Source organism: Achromobacter sp. GW823-FHT04E03 (genome assembly GCF_058796095.1).
In genome coordinates, this window is record NZ_JBXAIJ010000001.1 from 1592987 (window position 1) to 1609299 (window position 16313).

At 66.5% G+C, this 16313-nt stretch carries 10 protein-coding genes; 2 read left to right on the top strand and 8 right to left on the bottom strand.

Features of this window, described 5'->3' with window-relative positions; genetic code table 11:
* Window positions 1-54: 54 nt before the first annotated feature.
* The 3 genes from pbpC to clpS all read right to left on the bottom strand — a co-directional run bounded on the left by pbpC (window position 55) and on the right by clpS (window position 7948).
* The gene (pbpC, locus tag AC1RHV_RS07490; RefSeq protein ID WP_119449311.1) at window positions 55-2277 is read right to left on the bottom strand and encodes a penicillin-binding protein 1C; all 2223 of its coding nucleotides are present in this window, start codon (window positions 2275-2277) and stop codon (window positions 55-57) included.
* Entirely contained in the window at window positions 2274-7469 is a 5196-nt protein-coding gene (locus AC1RHV_RS07495; RefSeq protein ID WP_492300303.1) for an alpha-2-macroglobulin family protein, read from the bottom strand. Before AC1RHV_RS07495 ends, pbpC begins: the two co-directional genes overlap by 4 nt.
* 164 nt (window positions 7470-7633) lie before the next feature.
* Entirely contained in the window at window positions 7634-7948 is a 315-nt protein-coding gene (clpS, locus tag AC1RHV_RS07500) for an ATP-dependent Clp protease adapter ClpS (protein ID WP_006383989.1), read from the bottom strand.
* A gap of 225 nt (window positions 7949-8173) precedes the next feature.
* Here clpS and AC1RHV_RS07505 point away from each other — a divergent pair, with 225 nt between their 5' ends.
* Together AC1RHV_RS07505 and AC1RHV_RS07510 are read left to right on the top strand one after the other, a co-directional pair.
* Window positions 8174-8419 carry a cold-shock protein gene (locus AC1RHV_RS07505; protein ID WP_006220277.1) on the top strand — a complete coding sequence of 82 codons (246 nt, stop codon included), beginning with the start codon at window positions 8174-8176 and terminating at the stop codon, window positions 8417-8419.
* Between the two features lie 188 nt (window positions 8420-8607).
* Window positions 8608-9015 (top strand): DUF192 domain-containing protein, encoded by a 408-nt coding sequence (locus AC1RHV_RS07510; protein WP_119449368.1) that lies wholly within the window; start codon window positions 8608-8610, stop codon window positions 9013-9015.
* Window positions 9016-9100: 85 nt separating this feature from the next.
* On the opposite strand, the gene pcaF is transcribed toward AC1RHV_RS07510, so the two are convergent.
* The 5 genes from pcaF to xseA all read right to left on the bottom strand — a co-directional run bounded on the left by pcaF (window position 9101) and on the right by xseA (window position 16031).
* Window positions 9101-10306: a 3-oxoadipyl-CoA thiolase gene (gene pcaF, locus AC1RHV_RS07515; protein ID WP_492300305.1), complete on the bottom strand. Its 1206-nt coding sequence runs from the start codon at window positions 10304-10306 to the stop codon at window positions 9101-9103.
* A gap of 174 nt (window positions 10307-10480) precedes the next feature.
* Entirely contained in the window at window positions 10481-11872 is a 1392-nt protein-coding gene (locus AC1RHV_RS07520; protein WP_054452367.1) for a chloride channel protein, read from the bottom strand.
* A 72-nt stretch (window positions 11873-11944) separates the two neighbouring features.
* Window positions 11945-13636 carry a methyl-accepting chemotaxis protein gene (locus tag AC1RHV_RS07525; RefSeq protein WP_175162969.1) on the bottom strand — a complete coding sequence of 564 codons (1692 nt, stop codon included), beginning with the start codon at window positions 13634-13636 and terminating at the stop codon, window positions 11945-11947.
* Between the two features lie 282 nt (window positions 13637-13918).
* On the bottom strand, window positions 13919-14497 hold the full coding sequence (sodB, locus tag AC1RHV_RS07530) for a superoxide dismutase [Fe] (protein ID WP_013394768.1): 579 nt from the start codon (window positions 14495-14497) through the stop codon (window positions 13919-13921).
* Between the two features lie 166 nt (window positions 14498-14663).
* Window positions 14664-16031, bottom strand: a complete 1368-nt coding sequence (gene xseA / locus AC1RHV_RS07535; RefSeq protein ID WP_492300308.1) for an exodeoxyribonuclease VII large subunit — start codon at window positions 16029-16031, stop codon at window positions 14664-14666.
* Between the last annotated feature and the right edge of the window lie 282 nt (window positions 16032-16313).

A 16313-nucleotide genomic window follows, 5' to 3' on the forward strand; every position in this document is an offset into this window, starting at 1 on the left:
CTTCCTCCGTAACGCATCGAAGCGGGCAAATACACGATTCATATTCTATGCCGATCATGGCGTAACGCCAGAGATTTCAAAAACCACTCTGTCGTGGCGGCCTTGCGCATCCATGACGGTAAGCGTATACCGGCCGTCCATGGCCAACACTAATTTAAACGGATGACCCGACGCGCCATGGCCAACCACGCGCCCGTCCAGCATCCACCATACTTCGCCTTCAGTTCCCTGCACATCCACATCCAGCGCCACTTCGCGCCCGCCCGGCACGGGCCGCAGCACCGAGCCGCTGGCCACGCCGCCCAGACGCAACGGTCCGCGCGAGGCGTCGGCGTAGCCGGCAAAGGACGGCGGCGCCGTTTCATTCAGCACCCAGGCCGCGCGCTGCTCCGGACATTCGCCGGACGGCACGCTGCCGAGCTTGTAACCCAGGGGCCAGCATGTCACCGCGGCCTGCACCGTTTCGGGCCTGACGCGGACCTGCTGAGCGCCTTCGGGCAAGGCCGCCACGATATCCTGCAGTAGCGGCGCCGCCACGTTGGCCCCGAAAAATCCGGGGTTGGGCGTCCCGTCCGGACGGCCGACCCAAACGCCCATCGTCCACCTGTCGGTCACTCCAACGGCCCAGGCGTCCCGGAATCCGAAACTCGTCCCGGTTTTCCAGGCCAGCTGCCGCGCCGGACTGCCCGACTGGTAGAACGGCCGGTCGGGATGGCCGCCGCTCTCCAGAATGTCACGGACGATCCAGGCCGCCCCAGGGCTCATCATACGGGACTCGACCCGCGGCTGCTCCGGCCGCAGCCGGGGCCGCCCTGAGACGCCGCCGCGGGCCAGGGCCCGGTAAGCGCCCACCAGTTCTTCCAATGTGGTGCCGCCCCCGCCCAAAATCAAGCTCAAATTCGGTTCCGCGCCCGCGGGCAAACGTAACCGTACCCCGCCGGCCAGCATGACCGAGGCGAAACTGCTGGGCCCGACGCGGTCCAGCAGATCCACCGCCGGCACGTTGAGCGAACGCTGCAGAGCCTGGGCGACGCTGATCGGGCCGGCGAACGCGGCCTGGAAGTTGCCCGGCGCGTAGCCGCCAAACGACATCGGCGCGTCGATCAGCAGGCTTTCGGAGTGGATCAGGCCTTCGTCGAGCGCCTGCGCATACAGAAAAGGCTTGAGCGTGGAGCCCGGCGAACGCACGCCGCGCACCATGTCCACGTGGGCCGCCCGGCTTTCGTCGGAGAAATCGGCGGAGCCGGCATAGGCCTTGACCTCCAGCGTATCGTTGTCCATCACCAACACGGCCATCGACACTTTAGGCGGCAGGCCGTCCACCCGATCCTGCAGCATGCGCTCCACCGCCGCCTGCATGTCCGCGTCCAGGGTGGACGTGACCACCGCGGGCCGCTCGCCAGGACGCCGGCCCGCCTTGCGCTGGCTGCCCGCCTCCTGCAGCAACCGCTGCGCGGCCAGGGGCGCCAGCCAGCGCGCGCGCAGCGGCGGCGCAACCACGTTCTCGATCTTGGCGTCGGCCACCTCGGCCGGGGTCCAGCGGCCCAGTTCGACCATGCGGTCCAGCACCTTGTCGCGCGCGGCCTGCGCGGCCTCGGGGTGACGGTCCGGCCGCAGCCGCGATGGCGCCTGCGGCAAGGCGGTCAGCATCGCCGCTTCGGCCGGGCTCAGATCGCGGGCGGGCTTGCCCAGCCACAGGCGCGAGCCCATCTCCACGCCCTCGACGATGCCGCCCATGGGTGCGTGGGTCAGATACAGCGACAGGATCTCGTCCTTGCTGTAGTGCATTTCCAGCTGGATGGCGCGCCAGGCCTGCCGCAGCTTCGCCGACATCGAGCGCGAGGGCTTGCCGGCCAGTTCCGGATCGATCAGCCGCGCGACCTGCATGGTCAGGGTGGACCCGCCCGACACGATGCGGCGGTTGGTGGCCCACTGCCAGCCGGCGCGCGCCATCGCCACCGGGTTGACGCCCGGGTGCCAGTAGAACCAGCGGTCCTCGTAGGTCAGCAACGTTTCCAGATAGCGCTCGGACACCTGGTCGGGCTTGACCGGATAGCGCCAGATGCCGTCGCGGCTGGGATAGTTGCGCAGCGGCGTACCATCGGCGGCCACGACGACGGCGGCGCCGCCCGAATCCACGGGCGGCAAGGGATAGAGGCGGTCGAGCGTGAATAACAACGCGGCCAGCGCAAACAACGCGCTGGCCGCGAAGATTCCTCGCCGCCGCCAGCGGCGGGCGCGCGAGGCGCCCGCCACCGGGGTGGCGGCGGGGTTCAAGGACGCTTGGCGCCGCGGTCGCGGATCTCTACCGTGCTCCATTGCTCGCCTACGCCCCGGATTTCAGGCCGGTACATGTCTTCGGCCACCGTCGACGGCACCGCATAGCGGCCCGGCGTCACCACGCGCACCAGATAGAACACGTCCACCTTGCCGCGACCCAGCGACACCGCGGCCACATAGCGGTCGTCGCGGAACTCGCGGTGCTTGATGTTGGGATCGGACATGGCTTCGGCCACGCGGCGTCCGCCGATCGTCCATTCCTGCATCTCGGGGCTTTGCGACAGGTTCAGGTTTTCGACTTCAAAACCCGCCGGCACGCGGTCCACCAGCAAGCCATCCGGAATGTTCTGGTTGGCGCTGGCCTGCACCCACACTACCAGCATGTCGCCGGTCTGCAGGCTGCCGCCATCCCACGGGCGGCCGTCCGGACGGTACCAGCCGCGCTTGAGCTGGATCACGTCATTGCGCGGCGCAGGCGTGGTGGTCGGACTGCCCTGGATGTCGTATTCGACGAACAGGGACTGGTTGCCGGTGTTCAGCAACTGCACGCCGGCCAGGTCGGCCGCCGACAGCGACACGGTCTGGTCGCTGGTGCCGCCAGCGAGAGCCTTGGTGGAACCGTTGACGGTCAACGTGGCGGACCAGGGCGTGGCCTTGTCGCCGCCCATAGCGCGGGCGGCCAGCAACAGCGACATCTGTTCCTGCGTCGACAGGTACGAACGGTTGCCCAGACGGCTGGCCAGCTGCGTCAGCAGGTTGTCCAGGCGCTCATGGCGCAGCTCGTACTTTTCCGCGATCGCAAAGGCCAGCGCATAGTCGCGCACGCCGCTGCCGTAGTCGCCCAGCCATTCGTCGTAATAGCCGGAGTTGCGACGATTGTTGAGACCGTACTCGCGCGCCACGGCCTGGTCGAGCGCGCTCTTCATGCGCCCTTCGTCGCCCATGAGCTTGAACGCGGCCGCCAGCTGGATCAGCGGCAACGGCGAGCGCGCGCGCTCCTGGTAGTTGTCGTACAGCTGACGCACCGTGGACAGCGGCGCCTTCTTGTCGCGCGCCAGCGCCAAGGCGGCAGTGGCCAGGCCGGCGAAGCGACGATGGTCCTCACGCAGGATGTTGGCGTCGCTGGAGTCGTAGCGACCGGATTCGACGCCGCGCTTCAGGTTGGCCGACCAGGTGCCGAACGCGCCCGAACTCTGCTGCACCTGCTCCAGCAGCCACTGGCGCGAACGGTCCAGCGATGCCTCGGGCACTTCGAAGCCGTTGTCGCGGGCGTCCTGCATGAAGCCGACGGCGTAGGCCGTCAGCCACACATCGCGCGAGGACGAGCTGCTCCACAGGTTGTACGAACCGACGGCGTTGCGCATGCCCGCCAGGCGGCCGATCGCGCCGGCCACCTTGGCGTCGCGCTCGGCCTTGGTGCGCGGCTTGAGGCCGAACTGCTTGGCCGCGGCCTCATCCAGCATGACCCACGGCAGGGTCGCGCTGATGGTCTGCTCGGTGCAGCCGTAGGGATAGTTGAGCAGCCCTTCGACCAGGCGATTGACGTTGATCGGCGGACGGTTCGATACCGTCATGCTGACCGTGGTCGAGTCCGGGTAGTAGGACGCCACCCACGACGCCTGCGGCGCGTTGGCTTCGCCCGGATTCAGGCGCAGGCGGCGCACCTGGCGCTCGGCCGCGTAGGCCGGTTGCACCTGCAGCACCGATTCGCGCACGATGCGCAAGGGCTTGCCGCCGCCCTGCCCGTCGACGGTCAGGCGCATCAGGCCCAGGCCGTACGAACCGGTGGTGGTGGCGGTGAAGCGCAGCGTGGTGCGCTGCTTGTCCTTCAGAGTCACGGTCTTGACGCCGTCGACGATGGCCAGCGGGTCCAGCGCTTCCAGCTTGACCGTCACCTTCTGCTCGGCGCCGCTCAGGTTGGTCACGTCCAGCGCAATCGCGGCCTGGTCGCCCGGGGTGATGAAGCGCGGCGTGTTCAGCTCGGCCACGATGGGCGCCGCCACCACCATTTCGGTGTCGGTGCTGCCGTAGTTGTCGGGCGTGAAGGCCACGGCCATCAGGCGCAGCGTGCCGTTGAAATCAGGCAGGTCCAGCGGGATGTCCGCCTCGCCCTGCTCGTTCAGCTTGACCGGACCGGAGAACAGGTCCACCAGCTTGACCTTCTTGGGCAGGCTCTTGCTGTCGCCGCGCATGGCGGCGTCGCCGCCCCACTTCAGCTTGCCCTTCGTGCCGTCCATTTTCTCGATCAGCTTGCCGTACATGTCCAGCAATTCGGGCGCGTAGCGGTGCTTGCCGAAGAAGTAGTCCAGCGGATCGGGGGTCTTGTACTGGTTGATGTTGAGGATGCCCACGTCGACCGCCGACAGGGTCACGGTGGCCTGCTTGCCCTGGGCGCCGTCCACCTTGACGCGCACGGTCGCCTTGGTCTCTGGCACCGCCTTGGGCGGCGCCGTCAGTTTCACGTCCAGCTTGCGGTCAGCGCTGGCGATGGGCAGGAAGGTCAGGCCCAGCGCGCGCGCCGGCGTCACGCGGTCGCCTTCGCTGCCGGGACGGAACACTGCGGCGGCGATGTACAGGTCGTGTCGCTTCCAGCTCTTGTCGACCGGGATCTCGACCTGCGTGCCCGTCGCTTTCACGGCCACCCAGGTGGACCACAGCATGCGGTCGCCTTCCACGGTGATGAGCGCCTGGCCGTCATGCGGCGGCGTCAGGGTCAGCTTGACCGTGTCGCCCGGCTTGGCCGGCACGCCTTCAAGCTTCATCTGCACGCGGTCGGGACGATTGCCCATGGCGTCGGAGTCCTGCGCGTTCCAGCCCGCGTAGAAGCGGTAGCGCAGGGTCTGGCCGGTTTCGGGATCGGCGATTTCCAGGCGGTAGCGGCCCCACTTCACGGGCACGGTCAGCTGGGAGCGGTCGTTCAGCGCGATCTCGCGCGAATCCAGCAATTCCTCGGTTTCGGTGTAGCCGCTGTTCCAGCCGCGCTGGTCGTCGAAACGCCAGTAGTACTGGCGATCTTCGCGGTACAGGCGCATCTGCGCCTGCGCCAGCGGCGCAATCTTGCCCTGCGCATCCACGCGCAGCACTTCAAACCCGGCGGGCGCGCCTTCGCGGGCCACGTCGCCGTCGAATTGCGGACGCACGGCGATCAGGCGGTCGGCGGGCCAGACGCTGCGCTCGATCGAGCGCACCACCGGACGGCCGCCGGACTCCAGCAGGCTGGCCGACACCCGCACCTTCATCGGCGAACGCGTGCCGCCGGTGCGCGGATCGACCTCGAGCTGGCCGCGGCCCTTGTCGTCCAGGGCCGTTTCGGGCAGCTCTTCGAAATGGCGGCGGGCATCGTCGGCAACGTCGCCGAAGATGAAGCCGGGCCATTGCTGGGGCAGCGCAAAACGGTCGCGCTTGACCTGGAAGCTGGACAGCAGGCGGTTGCCAGCGGCGGGCGCGCCGTAGAGATAGTCGCCCTGCACGTCGACAGTCAGCGTTTCCTCCGGCGACAGCACCTCCTGGTCGGAGGTCAGCGCCATCTTCATGCGTTCAGGCAGGAATTCCTCGACCTGGAACTTCCAGGACGCGTCCGGCGCGCGCGACGCGGGGTCCACGCGCAGTTCCAGCAGCCACGTGCCGGTCTGCGCATCCAGCGGCAGGTCGATGCTGCGCTCGATATAGCCGGGCAGATCCTTCTGGGGCTGCCACAGGGTGCTCAGCACCGTGCGGCCGTCGGGGCGCTTGATGGTCGCGGTCAGGGGCGACGGCGCCAGCATGCGGCCGTCCAGATCGCGCGGCAGGACCGAGACGTTGAAGGTTTCGCCGGGGCGGTACAGATTGCGGCCAGCGTAGACGAACAGGTTGTTGGGGCGGGAAACATGGCCGCCCGTGTCGAATTCAGACAGGTCCAGGGCGGGTTCGCCCAGGGCCAGCACCGTCATTTCCTTGTCGCGCGAGGCGCGGATGACGCGCGCATTGGCGAAGCTGCCGTCAAAGCGGACATGGCCCTGGCCATCGGCCGCGGCCTTGGCCAGCGACTTGCCGGCGCCGTCCACCAGTTCGAACACGGCGCCCGAGATGGCGGTGCCGCTCTTCAGGGATACCGAATAGGCTTCGATGCGGTCGCTGTAGCGGCGCGCGTGCAGGCCGATGTCGCTGACGTAGAAATACGTCACCTGGTATTCGTAGCGGAAACGGCCGGGCTGGCTCATCACCGCGATGTAGATGCCGGGTTCCTGCAATTCCTTGATGCCTTCGACCGGCAGGAACGTGACATGGCGGCGGTTGGGCTTGTCGTCGGTGACGAAGCGGCCTTGATAGACGCTGGTCGTCAGCGAGTTCAGGCGGTCCAGGTCCCAGTTGCTGACCGAGCCCTTCAGGCTGCGGTTGTCGGAATAGCGCCAGTTGTCATCTTCGTCGCTGCTGTCTTCTTCTTCGCCGGAGCCGGTGCTGCGGCCGATGCCCAGCACGGTGTCGAACAGTTCAGGCACGCGCTCAGGCGATACGCGCAGGAACTGCACGTCCACTTCTGGCACGTTCACCGTGGCCACGGGCAGGCCACCATTCTGGCCGGCCGGCAGCACCACGCCGCGGCTGGCGAAATAGAACGACGGCGGCATGGCCTGCGTGTTCACCTCGCAATTCGACGCTTCCGCCAGCTTGATGCCGCCCGCGCCGGGCAGCCCGGCACGCACGGAGATCGCGTAGGAACGCTGCGGTTGCACGTAGGGGAAATAAACCATGCGGGGGTTGTCGCCCACCACCCAGTTGCCCTTCAGGATCTTGCCCTTGGGCGCCGAGTCGCCCGGCCGGACCGAGGCGGGCTGGTCACCGTTGCTGGCGGCCGATTCGCTGTCCTTGTCGGAGGCCGAACCCGTGTCCGTCACCTGCAGAAAGCTGTCCAGGTCGGACTTGGCATCCACCGGCTGCGTGAAGGTCACGGCCAGCGCCAGCGTATCGTTGTACTGGCGCGGCTGGCAGGAAAGCGCGGCAAACGGGTCGGCCGCGCCGACCACCGCGCTGGCGGGCAATGCCGGCTTGGCATCTCCGCCACCCGCCGGGGCAGCAGGCTGCGACACGACGGCTGGCGCCGGATTGGCGGGCTGACGTTCCTTGCCCATCCACCAGCCCACGCCGATGGCGCCGGCCAATACAACGACCCCGGCTGTCGCCAGCCAGGCCTTGCTTATCTTTCCACTCACGGTAAATCTCCCGCTTACTCAAATGCAGACGCACCGCTCCTAAGCGGCGGAGCTGCCGACCTGATCATTCCGCGCGCTTCTCGGGTACGCGGATACTGCTTGTCAAAACAAAATAACCGGACAACACAACGCCGCCATGACAGGCGGCGCATTGATTCTGGGGTTCAGACGGGTTCCATCACGCATTGCAGGGGGTGCTGGCGCGCCCGTGCGTATTGGGCCACTTGCGCGATGCGCGTGGCGGCGAGGTCCCGGGGATAAACCCCGCATACACCACGCCCTTCGTGATGCACCTGCAACATGATCCTCGTAGCCTCTTCGTGATTCTTATTGAAGAACTTTTGCAGTACTTTCACGACGAACTCCATCGGGGTGTAGTCGTCGTTCAGCAGCAGGACCTGGTACATCGGAGGCGGCGCGGCGCGCGCCGGAGCCTTCTCGACGGCCAAATCATGCTGGGTATCCAAGGTAGAACTCATAGGGCCGCTATTCTATTTAAACGGGGGACGGCTAGCGTGTAACTTACGGAAAATTACACGTAGAAATGCGTAGTTTCCATACTTGACGCCGCAAAGAAAAGCGGCGCATTATCCACGCATTCTGGGGTTTTCAAAGCACCGAAAATCTGCCAGGAAGCCGGAGGGGGGACAGGGGTCTAGGCCGCGATGCCCTTCGTCAACATACGATTCAATGAGGCAGTCCGCATGTCTGATACGACCGCAACCGCCGTCCAAGGGGACAATCCCAAATCGACGGGCACCGTCAAATGGTTCAACGATGCAAAGGGGTTCGGCTTCATTACGCCCGACGACGGCGGTGAAGATCTGTTCGCCCATTTTTCGTCCATCCAGATGAATGGTTTTAAAACCCTGAAGGAAGGCCAGAAAGTGGCCTTCGAGATTATCCAGGGGCCCAAAGGCAAACAGGCGCTTAATATCACAGCTGCCTGAGTTACCCTTAAAGCGCAACGGTAAGGTTGCGCCATTATTCAGGCGGGGCTTTCGAGCCCCGCCTTGTTATTTTTCATTCATTGCGCCAGGTCATGCCCAAGAACGCCGTTTTAAATCCTGTCAGCCTCACGTTGTTCAAGACAGCGTTCTTCAGAAACTTCCTGCCGAAAGCCCTGGCAGCCATCGCCATGGCCCTGCCTCTGGCGGCCAGCGCACAGCAAACCGGACCGCAAGCCCCGCTGCCCACCACCCAGCTTTCGGCCGGCATCCATATTATCCGCGCAGAAGTCGCGAACACGGAAGCGACCCGCCGCGACGGCCTGATGTTCCGCAAGGAGCTGCCCGGCAACGACGGCATGCTGTTCGTCTTCGAACAGCCCGACGTGCAGTGCTTCTGGATGCGCAACACCATCCTTCCGCTCTCGATTGCCTTTATCGCCGACGATGGCACGATCGTCAACATTGAAGACATGGCGCCGCAGACCGAAGACCCGCACTGCGCCAAGAAGCCGGTGCGCTACGCGCTGGAAATGGCCCAGGGCTGGTTCGAACAGCACGGCATCAAGGCCGGCAAGAAGCTGGACGGCCTGCCCTGAGGCGAACCGCCGGCGGATATGAAAAGGGAGCCTGCAGGCTCCCTTTTCGTTCCTGCGCGCAGCAAGCCGCTGCGCGCCAGCCCGATTACACGCGTTCGATGATCAGCGCGATGCCCTGGCCCACGCCGATGCACATGGTGCACAGCGCGTAACGGCCGCGGGTGCGGTGCAACTGATTGATCGCGGTGGTGGCCAGGCGTGCGCCGCTGGCGCCCAGCGGATGGCCCAGGGCGATCGCGCCGCCGTTGGGGTTCACGCGCGGGTCGTTGTCGGCGATGCCCAACTGGCGCAGCACGGCCAGGCCCTGGGCGGCAAACGCCTCGTTCAGTTCGATGACGTCCATCTGCGCAAGCGTAAGGCCGGTCTGGGCCAGCACCTTCAGCGTGGCGGGCGCCGGGCCGATGCCCATGATGCGCGGCGCGACGCCGGCCGTGGCCATGCCGACCACGCGGGCGCGCGGGGTCAGGCCATGGCGGGCGGCGCCCTTTTCGTCGGCCAGCAGCAGCGCAGCCGCGCCGTCGTTGACGCCCGAGGCGTTGCCGGCGGTGACGGTGCCGCCTTCGCGGACCACGCCCTTCAGCTTGGCCAGCGCTTCCAGCGTGGTTTCACGCGGGTGCTCGTCCTTGCCGACGATGATCGGGTCGCCCTTTTTCTGGGCGATCGACACCGGCACGATCTCGGTGTCGAAGAAGCCTTCCTTCTGCGCGCGCGCGGTCTTCTGCTGGCTGGCCAGCGCGAACAGATCCTGGTCTTCGCGGTTGATCTTGAAATCGTCGGCGACGTTCTCGGCCGTTTCGGGCATCGAGTCCACGCCGTATTGCGCCTTCATCAGCTTGTTGATGAAGCGCCAGCCGATGGTGGTGTCGTAAATCGCGGCATTGCGCGAGAACGCGCTGTCGGCCTTGCCCATGACAAAGGGCGCGCGGCTCATGCTTTCCACGCCGCCGGCCAGCATCAGGCCGGCTTCGCCAGCGCGGATGGCGCGGGCAGCGCCGCCGATGGCGTCCAGGCCCGAACCGCACAGGCGGTTGACGGTGGCGCCGGGCACTTCGATCGGCAGGCCGGCCAGCAGCGTGGCCATGCGGGCCACGTTGCGATTGTCTTCGCCCGCCTGGTTGGCGCAGCCCATGATGGCGTCGTCCAGTTCTTCCCAGCGCACGCCAGGATTGCGCGCCACCAGCGCCTTGATGGCTACGGCAGCGAGATCGTCGGGGCGCACGGAAGCCAGCGCGCCGCCGTAGCGGCCGAAGGGAGTGCGGATCGCATCACAAATAAAAGCATGCACGGTCATGGGAGGCTCGAAGTCAGTGAGAAAAAATCCGGATCGGGCGATCTTAACGCAGCGCTTTCGCGCCAAGTTGGTGCGCCTGCGGGATGTCCGCTGCACGGACAGTGTCCAATGGCTGTTCACCCTGCCTGTGCGCGCCCCGTGCACCGCGCCGGGGCGCGGGCGCGGCTTATGGACTCACGCCGGCGGCTTGGCGGCGCGTCCGGCATCGACGATGGCTTGCCGGCGGAAACGCCCCGCAGCCAGGTGGTAGAAGGGTTGCGGGCAGAATTGGCGCGACACGCCGGAAGCCAGCAGAGAGCCGACCAGCAGCCAGAACAGCATGGGCTGGCTGCCCGTCATTTCCATCACCACCACGCTGGCGGTCAGCGGCGCCTGGGTCGCGGCGGCCAGGAATGCGGCCATCGAGATCAGCACCAGCACGCGATGGTCGACGCCCTCTCCCGCCAGTTGCCAGATGTGATGACCGATGCCGGCACCGGTGGTCAGGGCCGGCGTGAAGATGCCGCCCGGTATGCCCGCCCAATAGGAGGCGACCGTCGCGGCCAGCTTGGCCAGCCCGAAGCTCGCGGGTGCAGTGTCCTTGCCCGACAGCAGGTCCGCGGCCACGCCATATCCCGTGCCGTAGACGCTGCCGGCGGTAGCCAGTCCGATCATGGCCAGGATCAGGCCCATGATGAAGGCGGTCCAGATTGGATGGGCGCGGATCCAGGCGCGCCAGGACTGTGGCGCGCTGCCAGCAGCCCCCTTGCCGAGCAGGCGGGCGAATATGCCGCCCAATGCGCCATTGAGCGCCGCGCAGATGGCCACCCACATCACCATGCCATGCGTCAGCGGCGCGCCGCCGAACACGCCGAAATAGGGATTGTTGCCGACCACGGCCACGACCAGGAAGCCCGAGGCCAGCACGCCGATCAACACCAGCCGCTGCCAGCGCAGCACCGTGCCGCGCCCAAGCTCCTCGATGGCGAAGATGACGCCGGCCAACGGCGCGTTGAAGGCGGCCGCCAGGCCGCCCGCGGCGCCGGCGGCAATCAGTTCGTTGGCGTGAAAGCCGCGCAGCTGCACGCCGCGACGTTTCCAGAAGTCGCCCCAGGCCAGCATCAAGGCCGCGCCCACCTGCACGGACGGCCCTTCGCGGCCGATCGAGGCGCCGGCCAGCATGCCGCCGAACGCAAGAGGAATTTTCCAGAGGGTCTGCCCCAGCGCCACCAGGCTGTTCTGGCTGGCGCCCGGCGGCAGCGACAAGGCGCCGATGACCTGCGGAATGCCACTGCCGGACGCATTGGGCGCGAAGCGCAAAGTCAGCCAGCGCAAGGCCGCCAGGCTCAGCGGCAGGACCAGCAAGGCCAGCCAGCCGTTGTAGGCGACCCACTCGCGGTTCCATTCCAGCGCCTTGTCGGCCAGATAGGCAAAGCCCAGCGACATCAGCGCCACCAGGCCGGCGCCCCCCAGCAACAGCCCCATCTGCACGCTCTTGCGCGACAGGCGGTTGATCTGGCGCACCTTGCGATGCGCCCATCGGCGCGGGCCGGCCAGCAGCCGGCGTAGAGGGTCGGGCAGGTTCATGGGCAGAAGCCGGCGCGGTTGAAAGTGGCTAACCTTACCACTCCCACCTGACCGCCAGCCCACAGCGCAGGATCAGAACGTCGACCAGTCGTCGTCAGAGGCCTGCGCCAGCGCGGGACGCGCCACCGGCGCGGCCGGCTTGCGCGGCGCCGCAGGCACCGCCTGCACCAGACGGACCTGGGCTTCACGGGCCGATCCGCTGCCGGCTTCGACCTTGAAGCGGCGCACTTCCTGCGCCAGGCGCGTGGCCTGTTCCTGCATGCTGGCCGCCGCCGCAGCCGCCTCTTCCACCAGCGCGGCGTTCTGCTGCGTCACGGTGTCCATCTGCGCCACGGCCTGGTTGACCTGGCCGATGCCGGCGGACTGCTCTTCCGAAGCGCTGGCGATTTCGCGCACCAGCGTGGCGACCTGGCGCACGCTGTCCACCACTTCGCGCATGGTGCGGCCAGCTTCGTCGACCTGGCGCGTGCCGCCCTCGACGCGCGTGACCGACTCGTCGATCAAGGCCTTGATCTCCTTCGCGGCCACTGCGGAGCGCTGCGCCAGCGTGCGCACCTCGCCCGCCACCACGGCGAAGCCGCGGCCCTGCTCGCCGGCGCGCGCCGCTTCCACGGCGGCGTTGAGCGCCAGGATGTTGGTCTGGAAGGCGATGCCGTCGATCACGCCCGTGATGTCGGCAATGCGGCGCGAGCTGTCGGAGATCGCGCTCATGGTCTGGACCACGCCCTCCACCACTTCGCCGCCGCGCACGGCCACGCTGGAAGCCTGGTTGACCAGCCGGTCGGCTTCGCTGGCGTTGTTGGCGTTCTGCTGCACGGTGCTGGTCAGCTGCTCCATCGACGCCGCGGTTTCCTCCAGCGACGAGGCCTGTTCCTCGGTGCGTTGCGACAGGTCTGCGTTGCCCTGCGCGATCTGCGAGGACGCCGAGGCGATGCTCTCACAGCCGTCGCGCACGTCCTTGACGATGCGCGCCAGGCTTTCGTTCATGGTCTTGAGCGCGCCCATCAGGTCGCCGGTTTCGTCGCGCGTGGCGACCTGGATGTCGGTCGTCAGGTCGCCGGCCGCAACCTGGCGCGCCGCCGTCACGGCCTGTTCCAGCGGACGCACGATGCCGCGTGTCACCAGCCAGCCCAGCAACATGCCGACCGCCACGCCGATCACGGCCAGGGCGACCATGACGGCGCGCAACGTTTCATACAGATCCGTGCCGCTCTGCACGGTCTGGGCGGCGGCGTTTTCCTTGGTCTTCGCCAAGGTCGTCATGAGGTCATCCAGCTTCTGCGACGAAGCGATCACACGCGCCTCGATTTCGGCAACGCGCGGATCGGCCTGGGTCAGCGGCCGCGCCTGGGCGGCGGCGAAGAAGGCCGCGGACTCGCGCTTCCAGACCTGCTCGGTCTCGGTGAACTGCGCCAGCGCGCGCTTGCCTTCTTCGGAATAGAAGTTGGCCGCAGCCTTTTCACGCAGCGCGTCCATGTTGGCGACGGCGTCGTCGAACTGCTTGCGCAAGGCCTGGCGTTCCTGGTCGGTGGACGCGGCCAGGTAGCCGTTGCGGGCGCGGCCCGCATAGATCAGATTGATGTTGGCTTCCTTGACGTCCGAGATGCCGCGCAGCTCGGTGTCGTAAAGCCGGTCGTTCATTTCATTGATGCGCGCCAGGCCCCAGACCCCGAAGCCGCCAATCGCACCGCCTATCACCGCCACCAGCAAAAACGCGCCCGACAGGCGCGCGCCGATGCGCAAACCCGAAAATAACCGCAACATGCTTCCCTTCCCTGTAAGTACCACGGTTTATGGCGGGCATGCCGCGGCCGTGGACCCCGTGGTTCAGTCGCCGACCGGGGCCAACGATAGTGGCTGGCAAACCTAGGGATTACCCGGAAGAAAAGCCGGTTTGTTCTTCATTTCCCCGCAATGAATTCGACAATCGACAGGGATTTCGCAGGCTGAATTTTTCCTGAACAAAAAAGAAAACCCCACGCTTGCGCGAGGGGTTGATCAGCAGGAGCCGCGACGCTGACGCCGCGGCGGGCCTGGCTTTGCCTATCAGGCGAAGTTCTTGGCCGCGAATTCCCAGTTCACCAGCGCCCAGAAGTTTTCCAGGTACTTGGGACGGGCGTTGCGGTAGTCGATGTAGTAGGCGTGTTCCCACACATCACAGGTGAGCAGCGGCTTGTCGGCCGTGGTCAGCGGGGTGGCGGCGTTGCTGGTGTTGACGATGTCGACCGAGCCGTCGGCCTTCTTGACCAGCCAGGTCCAGCCCGAACCGAAGTTGCCGGCGGCCGACTTGTTGAAAGCTTCCTTGAAAGCGTCGAAGCTGCCCCACTTGGCGTTGATGGCGTCAGCCAGCTTGCCGGTCGGCGCACCGCCGGCCTTGGGAGCCAGGCTGTTCCAGTAGAACGTGTGGTTCCAGATCTGGGCGGCGTTGTTGAAAATGCCACCCGAGGACTTCTTGACGATGTCTTCCAGCGACAGCGTTTCGAATTCCGTGCCCGGGATCAGGTTGTTCAGGTTCGTGACGTAGGTCTGGTGATGCTTGCCGTAGTGGAACTCCAGCGTTTCCTTGGAGATGTGCGGAGCCAGCGCGTCCAGTTCGTAAGGCAGGGGGGGAAGAGTATGTGCCATGTGAGGTTCCTTCTGTTGAGTGCACGATCAAGCCGTTCAATTGTATCGGCAACTACTGAGGATACCGCGTTAACCCCCCGCCCGCGCGGGGTTAAGGGACGCATCTGCTTATGACTGGAAGCATGTGTTCATGACAGCGGCCCCAAGCGCGCGCGACCGCCCTCTTTCAGGAAGCCTCGCGCGTCTCGCGGCTGCGCGTGACCGCGACTTCGGCTCCGCCCTGCGCGAAGCTCAGGTCCAGCGCCTGCCCCGCCGTCAGCGCGGTCCCGTCCCGCACGATGCGGCCCTGTTCGTCGCGCGCGATGGCGTAGCCGCGGGCCAGTGTGTTGCCCGGATCCAGCGCGCGCAATTGCGCCGTGGCGGCGGCCAGCCGGTTGCGCCGCTGCACCAGCAGCCGCGCATGCGCCTGGCCGAGCTGGCGCGCCGCGCCGGCCAGCCGGTCGGCCGCGCGGCCCGTGTCGGGTACGCGATGCGCCAGACGCTGCGTCAGCAGATTGACGCGCGCGGAGCGGCGCTCCTGGGGACCGGACCAGGCGGTGGCCAGGCGGAAACGCAGGCTGTTCAGGCGCTCCCGCTGATGTTCGAGCCGTTGGGCCGGAGACACCAGTTGCGCGGCGGCGCGGTCCAGCCGCTGGGCAGCGCGTTCCAGGCGGCGCTGCTGACCGCGCGTCATGGCCTCTGCCGCCTGCATGACCCGGCCCAGCAATTCCGAACGCGGCACGCAGGCCAGTTCGGCGGCTGCGGTCGGCGTCGGCGCGCGCACGTCGGCCACGAAATCGACGATGGTGAAATCCGTCTCGTGCCCCACCCCGCTGATGACGGGGATTGCGCTGGCCGCAACCTCGCGGGCCAAGGCTTCGTCGTTGAAGCTCCAAAGATCCTCGATGCTGCCCCCGCCGCGCACCAGCAGCAGCGTATCGACCTCGGCGCGCTGGTTGGCCATGCGCACCTGGGCGGCCAGCCGCCCGGCGGCGTCCGCCCCCTGGACCGGCGCGGGGTAGATGAACACGGGCACCTGGGGTGCGCGGCGCGCCAGCGCTGACAGCACGTCCCGCAACGCCGCGGCATGCAGGGACGTCACCACGCCGATCGCCCGCGGCAGGCGCACGGGTTCGCGCTTGGCGGCGGGATCGAACAGGCCTTCGGAAGCCAGTTGCTCCTTCAGGCGCAGAAACGCCTCGTACAGATTGCCTAGTCCGGCCCACCTCATGGCGTCAGCCTGCAGCTGATAGTCGCCACGGGGCTCGTAGAGCGACACGCGGGCCCGGATTTCGACCTGATCACCGGCCCGCGGCGTGAAACCCACCGCACTGGCGCGGCTTCTGAACATGACTGCCCGCACGGAGGCCCGGCTGTCCTTGAGCGTGAAGTACCAATGCCCGGAAGCCGCCGCCGTGAAGTTGGAAATCTCTCCACGCACCCATAGCGCCGGGATGCTGCGCTCCAACAACTGCCCCACAGCTTGATTCAGCTGGGCAACCGTCAGGATATCCCGCGCAAATACGTTGTTTGTGACTGTAGATTCAATTGTCATGGGGCTTTCCGATGCGTACCTGTCCACAGGAGCCGCGTAGCGGGCCGCAATCATACCGCGTCCCAGCAGATTTTCCCCAACCGGCCCGAAAGCCAGCAAATTCGAACTAAATCATTGATTTTTATATAACTTTATTGAAAACAAAGCTGCTCGAAATTGAAGCAAACAAGTGCAAGCCCTGTGCCCACAAGCACTTCCGGGAAGTTTTGCACAGAATTATCCACAAGATCTGTGGATAGATTGGGGGTCGTACCGACTTGCCACACCCCCGCCGCACCGTTA

Bases quoted from the DNA above. Each gene is read 5' to 3' on its own strand.
- clpS (WP_006383989.1), bottom strand. From the start codon at position 7,948: ATGAGTTCTACCTTGGATACCCAGCATGATTTGGCCGTCGAGAAGGCT.
- AC1RHV_RS07505 (WP_006220277.1), top strand. From the start codon at position 8,174: ATGTCTGATACGACCGCAACCGCCGTCCAAGGGGACAATCCCAAATCG.
- AC1RHV_RS07510 (WP_119449368.1), top strand. From the start codon at position 8,608: ATGGCCCTGCCTCTGGCGGCCAGCGCACAGCAAACCGGACCGCAAGCC.
- pcaF (WP_492300305.1), bottom strand. From the start codon at position 10,306: ATGACCGTGCATGCTTTTATTTGTGATGCGATCCGCACTCCCTTCGGC.
- AC1RHV_RS07520 (WP_054452367.1), bottom strand. From the start codon at position 11,872: ATGAACCTGCCCGACCCTCTACGCCGGCTGCTGGCCGGCCCGCGCCGA.
- AC1RHV_RS07525 (WP_175162969.1), bottom strand. From the start codon at position 13,636: ATGTTGCGGTTATTTTCGGGTTTGCGCATCGGCGCGCGCCTGTCGGGC.
- sodB (WP_013394768.1), bottom strand. From the start codon at position 14,497: ATGGCACATACTCTTCCCCCCCTGCCTTACGAACTGGACGCGCTGGCT.
- xseA (WP_492300308.1), bottom strand. From the start codon at position 16,031: ATGACAATTGAATCTACAGTCACAAACAACGTATTTGCGCGGGATATC.